At 71.6% G+C, this 15,626-nt stretch carries 11 protein-coding genes; 7 read left to right on the top strand and 4 right to left on the bottom strand.

Annotated elements, in window-relative coordinates; all coding sequences use genetic code 11:
- The first annotated feature begins 68 nt into the window (after positions 1-68).
- Entirely contained in the window at positions 69-1,103 is a 1,035-nt protein-coding gene (gene glpX, locus C9F11_RS26360) for a class II fructose-bisphosphatase (RefSeq protein WP_138961574.1), read from the top strand.
- A 146-nt stretch (positions 1,104-1,249) separates the two neighbouring features.
- Here the strand turns inward: glpX and C9F11_RS26350 are convergent, their stop codons facing one another.
- On the bottom strand, positions 1,250-1,576 hold the full coding sequence (locus tag C9F11_RS26350) for a WhiB family transcriptional regulator (protein WP_138961573.1): 327 nt from the start codon (positions 1,574-1,576) through the stop codon (positions 1,250-1,252).
- Between the two features lie 271 nt (positions 1,577-1,847).
- On the bottom strand, positions 1,848-2,522 hold the full coding sequence (locus C9F11_RS26345) for a DUF1707 domain-containing protein (protein WP_138961572.1): 675 nt from the start codon (positions 2,520-2,522) through the stop codon (positions 1,848-1,850).
- Between the two features lie 187 nt (positions 2,523-2,709).
- Between C9F11_RS26345 and C9F11_RS26340 the strand changes: the two genes are divergently transcribed.
- Positions 2,710-4,374 carry a fumarate hydratase gene (locus C9F11_RS26340; RefSeq protein ID WP_138961571.1) on the top strand — a complete coding sequence of 555 codons (1,665 nt, stop codon included), beginning with the start codon at positions 2,710-2,712 and terminating at the stop codon, positions 4,372-4,374.
- 146 nt (positions 4,375-4,520) lie between these two features.
- Here the strand turns inward: C9F11_RS26340 and C9F11_RS26335 are convergent, their stop codons facing one another.
- Positions 4,521-6,083 (bottom strand): ricin-type beta-trefoil lectin domain protein, encoded by a 1,563-nt coding sequence (locus C9F11_RS26335; RefSeq protein ID WP_138961570.1) that lies wholly within the window; start codon positions 6,081-6,083, stop codon positions 4,521-4,523.
- A 152-nt stretch (positions 6,084-6,235) separates the two neighbouring features.
- Here C9F11_RS26335 and C9F11_RS26330 point away from each other — a divergent pair, with 152 nt between their 5' ends.
- From C9F11_RS26330 to C9F11_RS26310, 5 genes are all read left to right on the top strand, one after another.
- Positions 6,236-7,648 carry a class II fumarate hydratase gene (locus C9F11_RS26330; protein WP_138961569.1) on the top strand — a complete coding sequence of 471 codons (1,413 nt, stop codon included), beginning with the start codon at positions 6,236-6,238 and terminating at the stop codon, positions 7,646-7,648.
- A 44-nt stretch (positions 7,649-7,692) separates the two neighbouring features.
- Positions 7,693-8,379: a DUF402 domain-containing protein gene (locus tag C9F11_RS26325; RefSeq protein WP_138961568.1), complete on the top strand. Its 687-nt coding sequence runs from the start codon at positions 7,693-7,695 to the stop codon at positions 8,377-8,379.
- A gap of 110 nt (positions 8,380-8,489) precedes the next feature.
- Positions 8,490-9,173, top strand: coding sequence for a class I SAM-dependent methyltransferase (locus tag C9F11_RS26320; RefSeq protein ID WP_138961567.1), 684 nt, complete (start codon positions 8,490-8,492; stop codon positions 9,171-9,173).
- 56 nt (positions 9,174-9,229) lie between these two features.
- Complete coding sequence (locus tag C9F11_RS26315) at positions 9,230-11,302, top strand: SpoIIE family protein phosphatase (protein WP_138961566.1); 2,073 nt, start codon at positions 9,230-9,232, stop codon at positions 11,300-11,302.
- 165 nt (positions 11,303-11,467) lie between these two features.
- A complete protein-coding gene (locus C9F11_RS26310; RefSeq protein ID WP_138961565.1) occupies positions 11,468-12,940 on the top strand; it encodes a catalase in 1,473 nt (490 codons plus the stop codon).
- Between the two features lie 103 nt (positions 12,941-13,043).
- Here C9F11_RS26310 and C9F11_RS26305 read toward each other — a convergent pair whose 3' ends face one another.
- Positions 13,044-15,503, bottom strand: a complete 2,460-nt coding sequence (locus tag C9F11_RS26305) for a transglycosylase domain-containing protein (RefSeq protein ID WP_138961564.1) — start codon at positions 15,501-15,503, stop codon at positions 13,044-13,046.
- Positions 15,504-15,626 lie beyond the last annotated feature (123 nt).

The raw sequence follows: 15,626 nt of genomic DNA, 5'->3' as shown, positions 1-15,626 counted from the left end.
TCGACCTGCGGATAGAGTCGAGGCATCACCCTCATCCGGCCGTCGTCGTATCAGAAAGGTGCGCCTCGATGACCGAGCATCACCATTTGCCCTCCGAATTGGAGGTCTCTCCGGAGGCCCCCGACCGCAACCTCGCCCTGGAGCTGGTCCGGGTCACCGAGGCCGCCGCCATGGCCGCGGGCCGCTGGGTCGGCCGCGGCGACAAGAACGGCGCGGACGGCGCGGCCGTGCGGGCCATGCGGACCCTCGTCCACACCGTCTCGATGAACGGCGTCGTCGTCATCGGCGAGGGCGAGAAGGACGAGGCGCCGATGCTCTTCAACGGCGAGCGCATCGGCGACGGCACCGGCGCCGAGGTCGACATCGCCGTCGACCCGATCGACGGCACCACGCTCACCGCCAAGGGCATGCCGAACGCGATCGCCGTGCTGGCCGCCGCCGACCGCGGCACCATGTTCGACCCGTCCGCCGTCTTCTACATGGACAAGCTGGTCACGGGCCCCGAGGCCGCCGACTACGTGGACATCAACGCCCCGGTGTCGGTGAACATCCGCCGCGTCGCCAAGGCCAAGAAGTCCTCCCCCGAGGACGTCACGGTCGTCATCCTGGACCGGCCCCGGCACGAGGGCATCGTCAAGGAGATCCGGGAGACCGGCGCGCGCATCAAGTTCATCTCGGACGGCGACGTGGCCGGTTCGGTCATGGCCGTGCGCGAGGGCACCGGCGTCGACCTGCTCATGGGCGTCGGCGGCACCCCGGAGGGCATCATCAGCGCCTGCGCCATCAAGTGCCTGGGCGGTGTCATCCAGGGCAAGCTGTGGCCCAAGGACGACGAGGAGAAGCAGCGCGCGCTCGACGCGGGCCACGACCTGGACCGCACGCTCACCACGAACGACCTGGTCAGCGGCGAGAACGTGTTCTTCGTCGCGACCGGCATCACCGACGGCGAGCTGCTCCGCGGCGTGCGCTACGGCGCCGAGATGGCCTCGACCCAGTCCCTGGTCATGCGCTCCAAGTCCGGCACGATCCGGAAGATCGACTCCGATCACCGCCTGGCGAAGCTGCGCGCCTACAGCGCGATCGACTTCGAGCGGGCGAAGTAACGGCACCGGGCGCGCGGCGGACCGCGCGCAGACGACGGGGGCGCTCCGTGCGGGGAGCGCCCCCGTTGTCGTACGCGCCCGTTGCCGTACGCGCCCGTTGCCGTACGTGGCGCCCCGGGTCCCGGCCGTGGCCGGGGGTGCGGGTGCTAGCCCGCGGCCGCGACCGGTCCTGTGGCCGCGCGGGCCGCCTTCTTGAGCTCCAGGTCGCGCCGGCGGCGCCGGGCGAGGACCACGCGGCGCTCGGCGGCGGTCAGGCCGCCCCACACGCCGTACGGCTCCGGTTGCAGCAGGGCGTGCTCGCGGCACTCCACCATCACCGGACAGCGCGCGCAGACCCGCTTCGCGGCCTCCTCGCGGGAGAGGCGCGCGGCGGTGGGCTCCTTGGACGGGGCGAAGAAGAGACCGGCCTCGTCGCGGCGGCAGACGGCGTCGGAGTGCCATGGGTTGTCCTGGTCCCGCTCCCGCACTGGCACCTTTCCCCACGCACTCGGCTGCGCTCGTGCAGGGGAGGCCCCATCGGTCGGGGCGGCGACCTGCAGGGACTGATGCGTCGGTTGCAGCACGGTCTACTCCTGACGACGGCTTCGCGAGCGAGAGACGATGCCCGAAGCTCTACCCGCTGTGTGCGGGCCTATGCACTGTGTCCCGGTGCACGGAAGTTCCGGTTCCTGATACCGGGTTCGGCTGGCCGAAACGTGTCGTCGCCGTGGCGCCGCCGGACGCGCGGGGCGCGCGGCGGCGCGCTCAGCCCTGCAGCCGCTTGCGCAGCAAGCCGCGCAGGTCGCGGATGAGCTTGCCGTGCCGGGGCCGGGCCGTGAGGTCGCCGAAGACCGCGAGGCCCTCCACGAAGACCACCGGAGCGTCACGCTCCGCGGAGGCGAGGGTGTCCACTTCGAAGGTGCCGAAGACGGCGGTGCCGCGGCCGCGCAGCGACACGTTCTCCGGGACGCGGACCTTGACGTTCCCGAAGAGGGCGAAGCCCTTGACGACGATCTGCCGGTGCTGGAACACCGCCTCGCTGAGGTCGACGACCACGTCGCCGAAGACGGCGTACGCGTGCGTGCGGCGGCCGGGGCTCCAGCGGCCCCTGCGGACCACGTCGCTGAAGATCCCGTACAGCGTGTCGTCGGCGCTCTCGGGGATCGCGCCGGGCGAAGGGCGCGCGGGGGCCTCCGTGAGCGAGGTGCCGGGGTCGGGCAGGTCCGCCAGCTGGGGCTCGATCTCGGCGAGGGTCTTCGCCGCATAGACGCGGTCGAGCCGCTCGCTGTGCTCCTGCGGGTCGATGCGGCCCGTGGCGAGCGCGTCCGCGAGGACCTCGGCGGCCCGCTCCCGATCGGCGTCCGAGGCCCTGAGGTGCGGCGTCGCCGTGCGTGGCGGTGCCTCGGCCGGAGGTGTCGGGGAGCGCTTCTCTAGGTCCACGGCACCAGACTACCCAGACGCGATAGATCGCGACTACCCCTTGTCCGCGCGTTCCCGCCCCGCGCGGGGCCCGCGCCCAAGTGAGCCTTACCTCACCAGCGCCCCGCTCCCCACCCGTTCTACGCTGGGCGGGTGCCGCCAATGGAGGCGAGCGCCGCGCTGTCTGCCAAGTGAGGAATTGGGCGTCATGCCAGAGTTTGCGTACTCCGATCTGCTCCCGCTGGGAGAGGACCCCACCCCGTACCGGCTGGTGACCACCGAGGGTGTCTCCACCTTCGAGGCCGACGGGCGCACCTTCCTCAAGGTCGAGCCGGAGGCGCTGCGCAAGCTGGCCGAGGAGGCCATCCACGACATCCAGCACTTCCTGCGGCCCGCGCACCTGGCCCAGCTGCGCCGGATCGTCGACGACCCCGAGGCCTCGGCCAACGACAAGTTCGTCGCCCTTGACCTGCTGAAGAACGCGAACATCGCGGCCGCGGGCGTGCTGCCGATGTGCCAGGACACCGGCACCGCCATCGTCATGGGCAAGCGCGGGCAGAACGTGCTCACGCGGGGCGGCGACGAGGAGGCCCTGAGCCGCGGCGTCTACGACGCGTACAAGAACCTGAACCTGCGCTACTCGCAGATGGCTCCGCTCACCATGTGGGAGGAGAAGAACACCGGCTCCAACCTGCCCGCGCAGATCGAGCTGTACGCGACCGACGGCGGCGCGTACAAGTTCCTGGTCATGGCGAAGGGCGGCGGCTCCGCCAACAAGTCGTTCCTCTACCAGGAGACGAAGGCCGTCCTCAACGAGGCCTCGATGATGAAGTTCCTGGAAGAGAAGATCCGTTCGCTCGGCACGGCCGCCTGTCCGCCGTACCACCTGGCGATCGTCGTCGGCGGCACGAGCGCCGAGTACGCCCTGAAGACCGCCAAGTACGCCTCCGCGCACTACCTGGACGAGCTGCCCGACGAGGGCTCGGTCCTCGGCCACGGCTTCCGGGACAAGGACCTGGAGGAGAAGGTCTTCGAGCTGACGCAGAAGATCGGCATCGGCGCGCAGTTCGGCGGCAAGTACTTCTGCCACGACGTGCGCGTGGTGCGCCTGCCCCGGCACGGCGCCTCCTGCCCGGTCGCGATCGCCGTGTCCTGCTCGGCCGACCGCCAGGCCCTCGCGAAGATCACCGCCGAGGGCGTCTTCCTGGAGCAGCTGGAGACGGACCCGGCGCGCTTCCTGCCCGAGACCGAGGACGCCCACCTGGACGAGGGCGAGGTCGTGAAGATCGACCTCAACCAGCCCATGGACGACATCCTCGCCGAGCTCACCAAGTACCCGGTCAAGACCCGGCTCTCGCTGACCGGCCCGCTGGTCGTGGCCCGCGACATCGCGCACGCCAAGATCAAGGAGCGGCTCGACGCGGGCGAGGAGATGCCGCAGTACCTGAAGGACCACCCGGTGTACTACGCGGGCCCGGCGAAGACCCCCGAGGGCTACGCGTCCGGCTCCTTCGGGCCGACCACGGCCGGGCGCATGGACTCCTACGTCGAGCAGTTCCAGGCGGCGGGCGGCTCGAAGGTCATGCTGGCCAAGGGCAACCGCTCGCAGCAGGTCACCGACGCCTGCGGCGCGCACGGCGGCTTCTACCTGGGCTCGATCGGCGGGCCCGCCGCGCGGCTCGCGCAGGACTGCATCAAGAAGGTCGAGGTCGTCGAGTACGAGGAGCTCGGCATGGAGGCGGTCTGGAAGATCGAGGTCGAGGACTTCCCCGCGTTCGTCGTCGTCGACGACAAGGGCAACGACTTCTTCCAGAACCCGGCCCCCGAGCCGACGTTCACGTCGATTCCGGTCCGGGGTCCGGGTCTGGCGTAGCGCGTGCGGGCGGCGGGGAGGAGGATTCCGCCCCCGCCGCCCCTGCCCGTCCCGCCAAAGGGGCTCCGCCCCTTCAACCCCGCCCGGGGAAGCGCCCCGAAGGGGCGCGGGGAACGGCGCGACCAGCCACGGCGAAGCCGCAGCCGCTACGCGAACCGCTGGCTCGCAGCCCCCGCAGCCCCCACGCACTTCTGGAGCCTCAGGGGCTCCTTGGGGCCCGCGAGGGTCAGGCAGAGTCCGGTCGCCGCGGCGGGGCGCAGGGTGTCCGACTGGCGGACGAACTTCTGGTTGTCGCCGCCGTGGCAGTTCCAGAGGGTGACGGCGGTGCCCTCCTTGTAGGCGCCCTCCGGCACGTCCACGCAGCGGTCGTGCGTCAGGCCGGTGCGCAGGGCCTGCTGTCCGGTGTCGTACCACCAGGTCTGGTTCCGGTTGCCGGTGCAGTCCCAGCCCTGGACCTTGGTGCCGTTGCGGCTGTTGGAGGCGTCGGCGTCGAGGCAGGTGCCGGTGGCCTCGTTCTTCAGGGGCGTGAACGCGTCGTCCCAGCCGCCCTTGTGGAGCTTGGCGCCGCCGGTGCTCGCCGGGTCGGCGCAGCCGCCCTCGTCCCAGCCGGAGTCGTACAGCTGGGTCAGGCAGGACGCGAAGGCGGCGTGGCCCCGGGCGTTGGGGTGGAAGGACTGGCGCACCGAGTTGGAGTCCGGCGGGAAGGGGTTGGACAGCTCGACGTACAGGCCCCGCGCCCAGGTGTCCTCCGTGCAGACCTCGTGGCCGTGGAAGAGGCGGGAGTTGTCGAGGTAGGTGGCCCCGGCGCTCCGCGCGGCCTGCCGCATGCCGCGCTCGAAGGCGGGCACGGCCTCGTTGCGGCCCCACTGGGTGTCGGAGTCGTAGCCGAGGCCGCCGCAGGCCAGCTTGCCGGGGAAGTTCGGGTTGTCGCGGAAGTCGGGGCCGATCGGGCTCGGATAGCCCATGACGACCAGCTTGTAGTCGGTGCCGGAGTACCCGGCCTGGCTCATGACGGTGCGCAGGTCGCGGACCGTCTGCTCGACCTTGGGCACGAGTGCGTCGACACGGGCCTGCCAGCCGCCCGCGTACTTGGGCGCGCACGGGCCCTGGAGCGTGAGGTAGCGGGTCACGCAGTCGGTCATGACGGGCGCGAACTGGAGGTCGTCGTTCGCGCCGATGACCAGCATGATCGCCTTGATCCTGGTGTTGCGGGCCTTGATGGCGAGGTTGTCGCTCTGCACCAGCTCGTCGGCGTACTGCTGCTGCCCGCCGATGCGGACGTTCGCGGTCGTCGCCCCCGAGCAGGCGACGTTGTACGTGACGTCGACGGGGATGCCCGTGCGGTGCACGGCGGCGTCCGGCGAGCGGTGGCACCAGTTGTCCGGGCCGTCCGTGCCCGGCTCGTAGCGGCCGATGCCCTCGCCGCTGATCTCGCTGTCCCCGAGCGAGATCAGGCCGGTCCTGCGCTCGGCGAGCGGGCGCTCGGCCGCGTCTCCGTAGAGCTTGGTGGCCTCGGCCGCGCGGATCTTCTCCAGGTCCGCGGGCAGCGGCACGGCCGTTCTCGCCGGGCCCTCCGGTCCCGCGGGCGCGGCGTGGGCGGGTGCGGCCGCCAGGGCGCCGCCGAGCAGGGCCGCCAGGGCCGTGGCGGCGGTGACCGTGGCTCGCAGGCGGCCCGCGCCGCCGTGTCCGACGCGTGTCGTGCGCTTCATTGCGCCTCCCCGGTTTGGTGTTACCCAGGGTTTTTACTGGTGGGTAGGAGTCTTGGGAATACTCCGAACAAGACAAGAGCTCAACTTTCCGAGGCAGTTGCCCGGCTTTCGCGGCAGTTGCGGGCGATACGGAACGGAAGGACAGTCGGACCATGAGCGGCGGCGCGGACAGCAACGGCAGCGGCGAGTACCGGATCGAGCACGACTCCATGGGCGAGGTACGGGTCCCCGCGGGCGCCAAGTGGCGCGCCCAGACCCAGCGCGCCGTGGAGAACTTCCCGATCTCCGGACAGCGCATCGAGCGGGCGCACATCGCCGCGCTCGCCGAGATCAAGGCGGCGGCGGCGAAGGTCAACGCGCGCCTCGGGGTGCTCGACGAGGACGTGGCCGACGCCATCGCGGACGCGGCCCGCGAGGTCGCCGAGGGCCGCTGGGACGACCACTTCCCCGTCGACGTCTTCCAGACCGGCTCCGGCACCTCGTCCAACATGAACACGAACGAGGTCCTCGCCACGCTCGCCACCGAGCGGCTCGGCCGCGACGTGCACCCCAACGACCACGTCAACGCCTCGCAGTCGTCCAACGACGTCTTCCCCTCCTCGATCCACATCGCCGCCACGGCCGCCGTCACCGGCGAGCTGATCCCGGCCCTGGAGCACCTGGCCGCCGCCCTGGAGCGCAAGGCCGCGGAGTTCGCCGACGTCGTCAAGTCCGGGCGTACGCATCTGATGGACGCCACGCCCGTCACTCTTGGGCAGGAATTCGGCGGCTACGCGGCGCAGGTGCGCTACGGCGTCGAGCGGCTGCGGTCCTCCCTGCCGCGCCTGGCCGAACTGCCGCTCGGCGGCACCGCCGTGGGCACCGGCATCAACACCCCGCCCGGCTTCTCCGCGGCCGTCATCGCCGAGGTCGCACGGTCCACGGGGCTGCCGCTCACCGAGGCCCGCGACCACTTCGAGGCGCAGGGCGCGCGCGACGGCGTCGTCGAGACCAGCGGGCAGCTGCGCACCATCGCCGTCGGCCTCACCAAGATCTCGAACGACCTGCGGTGGATGGCGTCCGGGCCGCGCACCGGGCTCGCCGAGATCAGCCTGCCCGACCTCCAGCCCGGCTCCTCGATCATGCCCGGCAAGGTCAACCCCGTGATCCCCGAGGCCGTCCTGATGGTGGCCGCGCAGGTGACGGGGAACGACGTGACCGTGGCCACCGCCGGGGCCGCGGGCAACTTCGAGCTGAACGTGATGCTGCCGGTCATCGCGAAGAACGTCCTGGAGTCGGTGCGGCTGCTCGCCAACGCGTCGCGGCTGCTCGCCGACCGGACGGTCGACGGGGTGGTCGCGCACCGGGAGCGGGCGCGGGAGTACGCCGAGTCCTCGCCGTCCGTGGTCACTCCGCTGAACAAGTACATCGGGTACGAAGAGGCGGCGAAGGTGGCCAAGCGGGCGCTGGCCGAGCGGCGGACCATCCGCGAGGTCGTCCTCGACTCCGGGTACGTCGACCGCGGCGACCTCACCCTGGAGCAGCTGGACGAGGCCCTGGACGTCCTGCGCATGACCCACCCGTAGGGAGCCCCCGGCAGGGTCCGGGCGGCGGGTCCTAGTATCTGTTCATGACAGACGACCGCGACGGAAGCACGGCACCGGCGAGCGCCAAGGGCTGGGCGCCGGGGACACCCATCCTGTGGCGCTACCGCGCCAACGGCGGTGACGGGATCCACATCTGCCGGCCCGTCACCGTCGTGGAGGACCGCGCGGACCTGCTGGCCGTCTGGCTGGCGCCGGGCACGGAGTGCGTGCGCCCGGTGCTCGCCGACGGCACGGCCGTGCACGAGGAGCCCCTGGCCACCCGGTACACCAAGCCGCGCACGACCCGCCGCGGCCACTGGTTCGGCACCGGCGTCCTGAAGCTGGCCCGGCCGGACGAGCCCTGGTCGGTGTGGCTGTTCTGGGAGCCGGGCTGGCGGTTCAAGAACTGGTACGTGAACCTGGAGGAGCCCCGCACCCGCTGGTCCGGCGGCGTGGACTCCGAGGACCACTTCCTCGACCTCTCCGTGCTCCCGGACGGCACCTGGCGCTGGCACGACGAGGACGAGTTCGAGCAGGCCCGGCGCGCCGGGCTGATGGACGACGGGCGGGCGGCGGCCGTCCGCCGGGCGGGCCGCGAGGCCGTGGCGGCGATCGAGGCGTGGGGCACGCCCTTCGCGGACGGCTGGGAGCGGTGGCGGCCGGACGCGGGCTGGCGCGTTCCCGCCCTGCCGGGTGACTGGGACCGTACGCCCGCGCATGTCTCGTCATGAGACCCTTGATGCGCCCCCGTGGTTCAAACGTAGGATCGTCCTCCGCAAGGGCGCACAGCAGCAACTCTTGGTGCCCCCGCGCGGCCTGACAGGATGTCATCGAGGAGCGGCTGAACGTGAGCGAGGAATACGGAGCGCGTGGCGGCCGCGACCGCACGGGCCAGGCCGCGGCGTTCGACGCCATCGGCGTGGCGTACGACGTCGCGTTCCCGCACAAGGAGGGGCAGCTCGCGGCCGGAAAGAGACTGGCCGGTGAACTTCCTCCCGGGTCCAGGGTCTTGGACGTGGGCTGCGGCACCGGGCTGCCCACGGCCCGTCAGCTCACCGACGCGGGGCACACCGTGCTCGGTGTCGACCTGTCAGCCGGAATGCTGGACCTCGCGCGCCGGAATGTCCCCCCGCCCGCGGCCGAGTTCCGCCGTCTGGACCTCGCCGACCTGCGGATCGACGGCGAAGGACCGGGCGCTGTGGGGCAGTTCGACGGGATTGCCTGTTTCTTCGCGCTGTTGATGCTGCCCCGGGAGGAGATACCGTCTGCTCTTCGGCTGCTGCGGTCCTTGCTCAGGCCCGGTGGCCTGCTCGCGCTGTCCATGGTCGAGGCCGACCTGGACGACGCGGCGATTCCGTTCCTGGGGCACGTGATCCGGGTATCCGGTTACCTGCGGGACGAACTGCGGCAGGTCGTGCGGGACGCCGGTTTCGACATCGCCCACGAGGAGTCGTACGCGTACGCCCCGGCGAGCACCGACGCACCACCCGAGCACCAGTTATTCCTGCACTGCCGGCGCGGCTGAGCAACGCTTGGACGGCGCGCGCGGCGCGCAGCCCCGGACGGACGGATTCAAAACGCGTGACGGAGCACCTCAGCCCCTACGAGGGCCGCAAGGCACCAGTTGCCCGGCCCACCGCCCCCGCGGATCCCCGCGGGGCGCTGCTGCGTACCCCGGAGCCGGAGGTGGGTGGCTCCGCGGGGGTGAACGCCATGCCCGCGCAGGCACGTACGGGTGAGCAGGACGCGGGCAGCGAGCACGCCCAGTCGTCGACCGCGGGCGCGTTCGGCCCCGGCGGCCACCGGCCCCGGCCGGCCCCCGAGGGCGTTCCCGGCCAGCCGCACACCGGCGTCGACGAGACCCGCCCGGCCACCGAGCTCTCGTCCGCCGCGGTCCCCGGCCCGCCCGGGGGCACCGAGCGCCGCACGGGGCTGCCGCGCCCGCCGGGCCCGGCCGCGATGCGGCGCGACGGCGACCGGCTGCGCTTCGTGGGCGCGGCGACCCGGCGCATCGCCCGCGGCATCGACCTCGACGAGATCGTGATGGGCCTGTGCCGGGCCACGGTCCCGACGTTCTCGGACGCGATCCTCGTCTATCTGCGCGACCCGCTGCCGGTGGGCGACGAGCGCCCGGTCGGGCCGCTGCTGCTGCGCCTGCGCCGCACCGACCGCATCCCGGAGAACCACGACACCGACGGCGGCACGCTGCCCGCGCTCCAGGTCCAGTCCGACCTGGCGACCGCGGCGGAGCTGTGCGAGGTCGTCAGCGAAAGCGCGCTCGACTACGTGTTGCGCGGGGTACGGCCGGTGTTCGCGGACTCCCCCGCCGCGCTCGGCGCGCTGCCGGAGCTGCTCGGCGAGGGCCGCTCGGCCCCGGGCGGGCAGCGGGCGATCCTGGCGCCGCTGCGGGGGCGGCGGCGGGTCATCGGCGCCGCGGTGTTCCTGCGCCGCCCGGACCGGCACGCCTTCGAGGCCGACGACCTGCTGGTGGCCGCCCAGCTGGCCACGCACAGCGCCCTGGGCATCGACAAGGCGGTCCTGTACGGCCGCGAGGCGTACATCGCGGACGAGTTGCAGCGCACGATGCTGCCCGAGACCCTGCCGCGCGCCACCGGCGTGCGGCTCGCCTCGCGCTACCTCCCGGCCGCCGAGACCGCCCGCGTGGGCGGCGACTGGTACGACGCGATCCCGCTGCCCGGCAGCCGCGTGGCGCTCGTCGTCGGTGACGTCATGGGGCACTCGATGACGTCCGCCGCGATCATGGGCCAGCTGCGCACCACCGCGCAGACCCTCGCCGGGCTCGACCTGCCGCCGCAGGAGGTCCTGCACCACCTGGACGAGCAGGCCCAGCGGCTCGGCTCGGACCGCATGGCGACCTGCCTGTACGCGGTGTACGACCCGGTCTCGCACCGCATCACCATCGCCAACGCGGGCCACCCGCCGCCCGTCCTGCTGCATCTGGGCGGGCGTGCGGAGGTGCTTCGCGTGCCCCCGGGCGCGCCCATCGGCGTCGGCGGCGTGGACTTCGAGGCCGTCGAGCTGGACGCCCCGGCGGGCGCCACGCTGCTCCTGTACACGGACGGGCTCGTGGAGTCCCGCCTGCGCGACGTGTGGACCGGCATAGAGCAGCTGCGCGAGCGGCTCGCCGCCACGGCCCAGCTGACCGGGCCCGACCACCCGCCGCCCCTGGAGGCGCTCTGCGACGAGGTGCTCGACATGCTCGGGCCCGGCGACCGCGACGACGACATCGCGCTGCTCGCCGCCCGCTTCGACGGGATCGCGCCCAGCGACGTGGCGTACTGGTTCCTGGAACCGGAGGACGCCACTCCGTCGCGTGCCCGCAGGCTCGCCCGCAGCGCCCTGGAGCGCTGGGGCCTGACCGATCTGAACGACGCGGTGGAGCTGCTCGTCAGCGAGGTCGTCACGAACGCCGTGCGGTACGCCACGCGCCCGATCACGCTGCGGCTGCTGCGGACGGACGTCCTGCGCTGCGAGGTCGGCGACGACGTGCCGCAGCTGCCCCGGCTGCGGCAGGCGCGCGCCACGGACGAGGGCGGCCGCGGCCTGTACCTGGTCAACAAGCTGGCGCGGCGCTGGGGCGCCACGCGGCTGAGCACGGGAAAGGTGGTCTGGTTCGAGCTGAACCAGACATGAGCCGGGCCTGAGCGGGCACCCGGACCAGGCCGCTGCCAGGTCCGGCCCCCGGGCTCGGCCCTGCCCTGCCCGGTCCGGCAAAAAGTTGCCGACGCCTTGTCGGCGTCGTTGACTGGCGTGGTGACCGAAGCGACCTGACCCCCCTCTCCGAACGGGAGGACGCTCGTGAGCGAGGCGCCCCGTAAGGCCCCCTCCACCACCGACAACGCCGGCGTTCCGGTCGAGAGCGACGAGCACTCGCTGACCGTCGACGCGAACGGCCCGATCCTGCTCCAGGACCACTATCTGATCGAGAAGATGGCCCAGTTCAACCGCGAACGGGTGCCCGAGCGCGTGGTGCACGCCAAGGGCTCCGGCGCGTACGGGACCTTCGAGGTCACCAACGACGTCAGCCAGTTCACCAAGGCCGACCTGTTCCAGCCGGGCAGGCGCACACAGATGCTGGCCCGCTTCTCCACCGTGGCGGGCGAGCAGGGCTCCCCGGACACCTGGCGCGACCCGCGCGGCTTCGCGCTGAAGTTCTACACGCAGCACGGCAACTACGACCTGGTGGGCAACAACACCCCCGTCTTCTTCGTGCGCGACCCGCAGAAGTTCCAGGACTTCATCCGCTCGCAGAAGCGCACCCTCGACAGCGCGGTGCGCGACCACGACATGCAGTGGGACTTCTGGACCCTGTCGCCGGAGTCCGCGCACATGGTCACCTGGCTCATGGGCGACCGCGGCATCCCGAAGACGTACCGCCACATGAACGGCTACTCGTCGCACACCTATATGTGGATCAACGGCGGCGGCGAGAAGTTCTGGGTGAAGTACCACCTCAAGACCGACCAGGGCATCGACTTCCTCACCCAGGACGAGGCGGACGACCTCGCGGGCAAGGACGGCGATCTGCACCGCCGCGACCTGTTCGAGTCGATCAAGCGGGGGGACCATCCGAGCTGGACGGTCAAGGTGCAGGTCATGCCGTTCGACGACGCGCCGGACTACCGCTTCAACCCGTTCGACCTGACGAAGGTGTGGCCGCACGGCGACTACCCGCTCATCGAGGTCGGCCGGATGACCTTGAACGAGAACCCCGAGGACTTCTTCGTCCACATCGAGCAGGCCGCGTTCGAGCCGTCCAGCATGGTGCCGGGCATCGGCCCGTCCCCGGACAAGATGCTGCTCGGCCGGCTGTTCTCGTACCCGGACACGCACCGCTACCGCATCGGCCCCAACTACCAGCAGCTGCCGCCGAACCGCCCGCGCTCCCCCGTCCGCTCGTACGCGAAGGACGGCCCGATGCGCTACGAGCCGGCGAACGTCGCGCGTCCGTACGCGCCCAACTCGTACGGCGGACCGGCCGCCCCCGTCCAGGAGTCCGTCGACCCGGCGGGCTGGCGGACCGCGGGCGAGATGGTGCGCGAGGCGTACAAGCTGCACCGCGAGGACGACGACTTCGGGCAGCCGGGCACGATGGTGCGCGAGGTGCTCGACGACGCGGCGCGCGAGCGCCTGGTGGCGAACATCAGCGGACATCTGCTCGACGGCGTCTCCCGGCCGGTCCTCGACCGGGCGCTGCGCTACTGGCGCAGCGTGGACAAGGACCTCGGCGACAAGGTCGCGGCGCGGGTCGACGGCGCGGGACCTGGCTGACGCGAACGCGCCCGAACGCGGAAGGTGCCCGGAACCGTGGGGTCGAACCCTGGGTTCCGGGCACCTTCCGTGTCCGCTGCCGTGCGTCCGAGCGCGCCGACCGCTATTCGTCCGAGCGCGACGATCTGTCGGCCCGCCGGTCGTCCGGGTCGTCCGGGATCCCGAAGGTGGGCGACGTCGGAGTCGTCGGCGGGGTCGTCGGCGGCTTCGTCGTCGGGTCCGTGGGCGGCGGGGTCGTCGGCGGCTTCGTCGACGGCGGCGGGGTCGTCGGGGGCTTGGTCGACGGCGGCCTGGTGCTCGGCTTGTCCTTCTCGTCCGGCTCGCTGGGCCGCGTCGTCGGGGTCGAGGGGATTCGCGTGGTCGGGTCGGGCGGCGGTGCGACGGCGGCACCCATGTCGGTGTCCAGCTTGAACTTGGTGCGCGAGCCGGTCGCCTCGAAGGTGTACGCCGCCCATATCTCGGCCGGGAAGCTGCCGCCGTCGACGCGGGGCTTGCCGCCCGCACCGCGCATGGACACCTGGGTGCCCCGCTTGACCTTGCCGTCGTCCTTGGGCTGCTCGCCGAAGAGACCGACGGAGGTGACCAGCTTCGGCGTGTAGCCCACGAACCAGGCCGACTTGTTGTCGTCGGACGTACCGGTCTTGCCCGCGACCTGCTGGCCCTTGCGGCTGGGCGCGTCGCGCACGGACCTGCGGGCGGTGCCGTCGTCGACCACGCCGGTGAGCACCGACGTCACCGAGTCGGCCGCGCCCCGGCTGATGACCTGGTCGCCGATCGCGTCCGGCAGGTCGACGGTCCGGTCCCGGTGCTGGACGGACTTCACGAGCCGCGGGGTGACCAGCTTGCCGTGGTTGTCGAGCGTGGCGTAGGCCCCGGCCATCTCCAGGGGGCTCGCGCCCATCGTGCCGAGCGTCTGCGCGGGCACCGCGGGCAGGCCCTTGGTGCTCATGCCGAGCTTGCCCGCGACCTCCAGGACCTTGTCCATCTTCACGTCCACGCCCATCTGCGCGAACACGGAGTTGACGGACTTGTTCATCGCGGTCTGCACGGTGACGGGACCGTACGACTGGTCGTCCTCGTTCGGCGGCGCGAAGGCGATGTCGCTGCCCTTGACGGGGCGCTCGCTGCGGCCGCTGTAGATCGTGTTCGCCGTGATCGGATCGCCGTCCTGGGTGGTGGCACCCTTCTCCAGGGCGGCGGCGAGTATCAGCGGCTTGAAGGTGGAGGCGGGCTGGTAGTCGGTGCGGGTCGCGTTGTTCCTGAAGTGCTTCAGATAGTCGCTGCCGCCGTACATCGCGACGATCGCGCCGGTCTTCGGGTTCACGGACACCGCGCCCGCCTGCACGCGCGCGTCGGCCTTGCTCTTCTTCGGGTCGAGGCGGTCTTCGAGCTTCCGCTCGACGGCCTTCTCCAGCGCGCGCTGCTTCTTGCGGTCGATGTTCAGCGTGATGGTGTAGCCGCCGGCCTTGAGCTGCGCCTCGGCCTCGGACTTGGTGTAGCCCTGCTCCACCAGCTGCCGCTGGACGATCTCGTTGGCGAACTGCACCAGATAGCCGGTCTGGCCCTTCATGCCGGGCGCGACCTTCGGCGCGTGCGGGTAGGGGAACTTCAGGCCGTCGCGCTCGCCGGAGTCGAGCCAGCCCTCCCCGACCATGTTGTTCAGTACGTAGTTCCAGCGCTCCTTGACCAGCTTCTTGGCGGTGGGAGTCGCGGTGGCCCAGTCGTAGGAGCTCGGCGCCTGGAGCAGGGCGGCGAGGTAGGCGCCCTGCGAGACGTTCAGCTGCGCGGCGTCGACGCCGTAGTAGGCCTGGGCCGCGGCCTGGATGCCGTACGCGCCGCGGCCGTAGTAGCTGGTGTTGATGTAGCCCGCGAGGATGTCGTCCTTGCTCTTCTCGCGGTCCACCTTCAGCGAGATGACCAGCTCTTTGAGCTTGCGCGTGACGGTCTGTTCCTGCGACAGGTAGTAGTTCTTGACGTACTGCTGGGTGATCGTCGAGCCACCCTGCTTGCCCTTGCCGGAGAGCGTGTTGATCACGCCGCGCGCGGTGCCCTTGAAGTCGATGCCCGTGTCCTTGTAGAAGGACTTGTTCTCGGCGGCGACGAAGGTGCGCTGCACCTTCTTGGGGATCTTCTCCAGGTCGACGATCTCGCGGTTGACCTCGCCGTCGCGGTACAGGACCTCGCCGTCGCTGTACTTGATGATGTTGCTCTGCTTCTTCGCCAGGGCGTTGCCCTTGGGGATGTCCACCACCAGGTAGAGCACGACGAAGCCGAGCATGCCGAGCAGGATGAAGCCGAAGAAATAGCCGAGGAGCTTCTTCCAGGTGAAGAAGCGGCGGATGCCGGTCCGCTTGGGCTTGCCGCCGCGCGTGCGCCGCGCCGGGGTGCCGCCGCCGGAGTCGCCGGAGCCGGAGCCGGGCCCGGTGCCCGCCGGTGCGCCCTCGGAGGGGCTCGTACCGGCGTCGGCGGGCGTGCCGGAGGCAGGGGCGCCGCCGGGCGGGCGGCCGCGCGCTGCCCGGCGCGCACCGCGCTGCCGCGCTTTTCGCTCTTCCGCTCGGCCCATGACTGTGGTCGCTCCGCTTCTTCGTCGTATCCGTCTCGTGCCGCTCGTACGCCGCGTACGTCTCGTACTCCTCGCACGGGTCAGGTCAGCTCACGAAGCTAACACCGCACCCGAGGACAAAAG

Source organism: Streptomyces sp. YIM 121038, from assembly GCF_006088715.1.
Taxonomy (GTDB): domain Bacteria; phylum Actinomycetota; class Actinomycetes; order Streptomycetales; family Streptomycetaceae; genus Streptomyces.
This window is presented reverse-complemented; position numbering and strand designations above follow the sequence as displayed.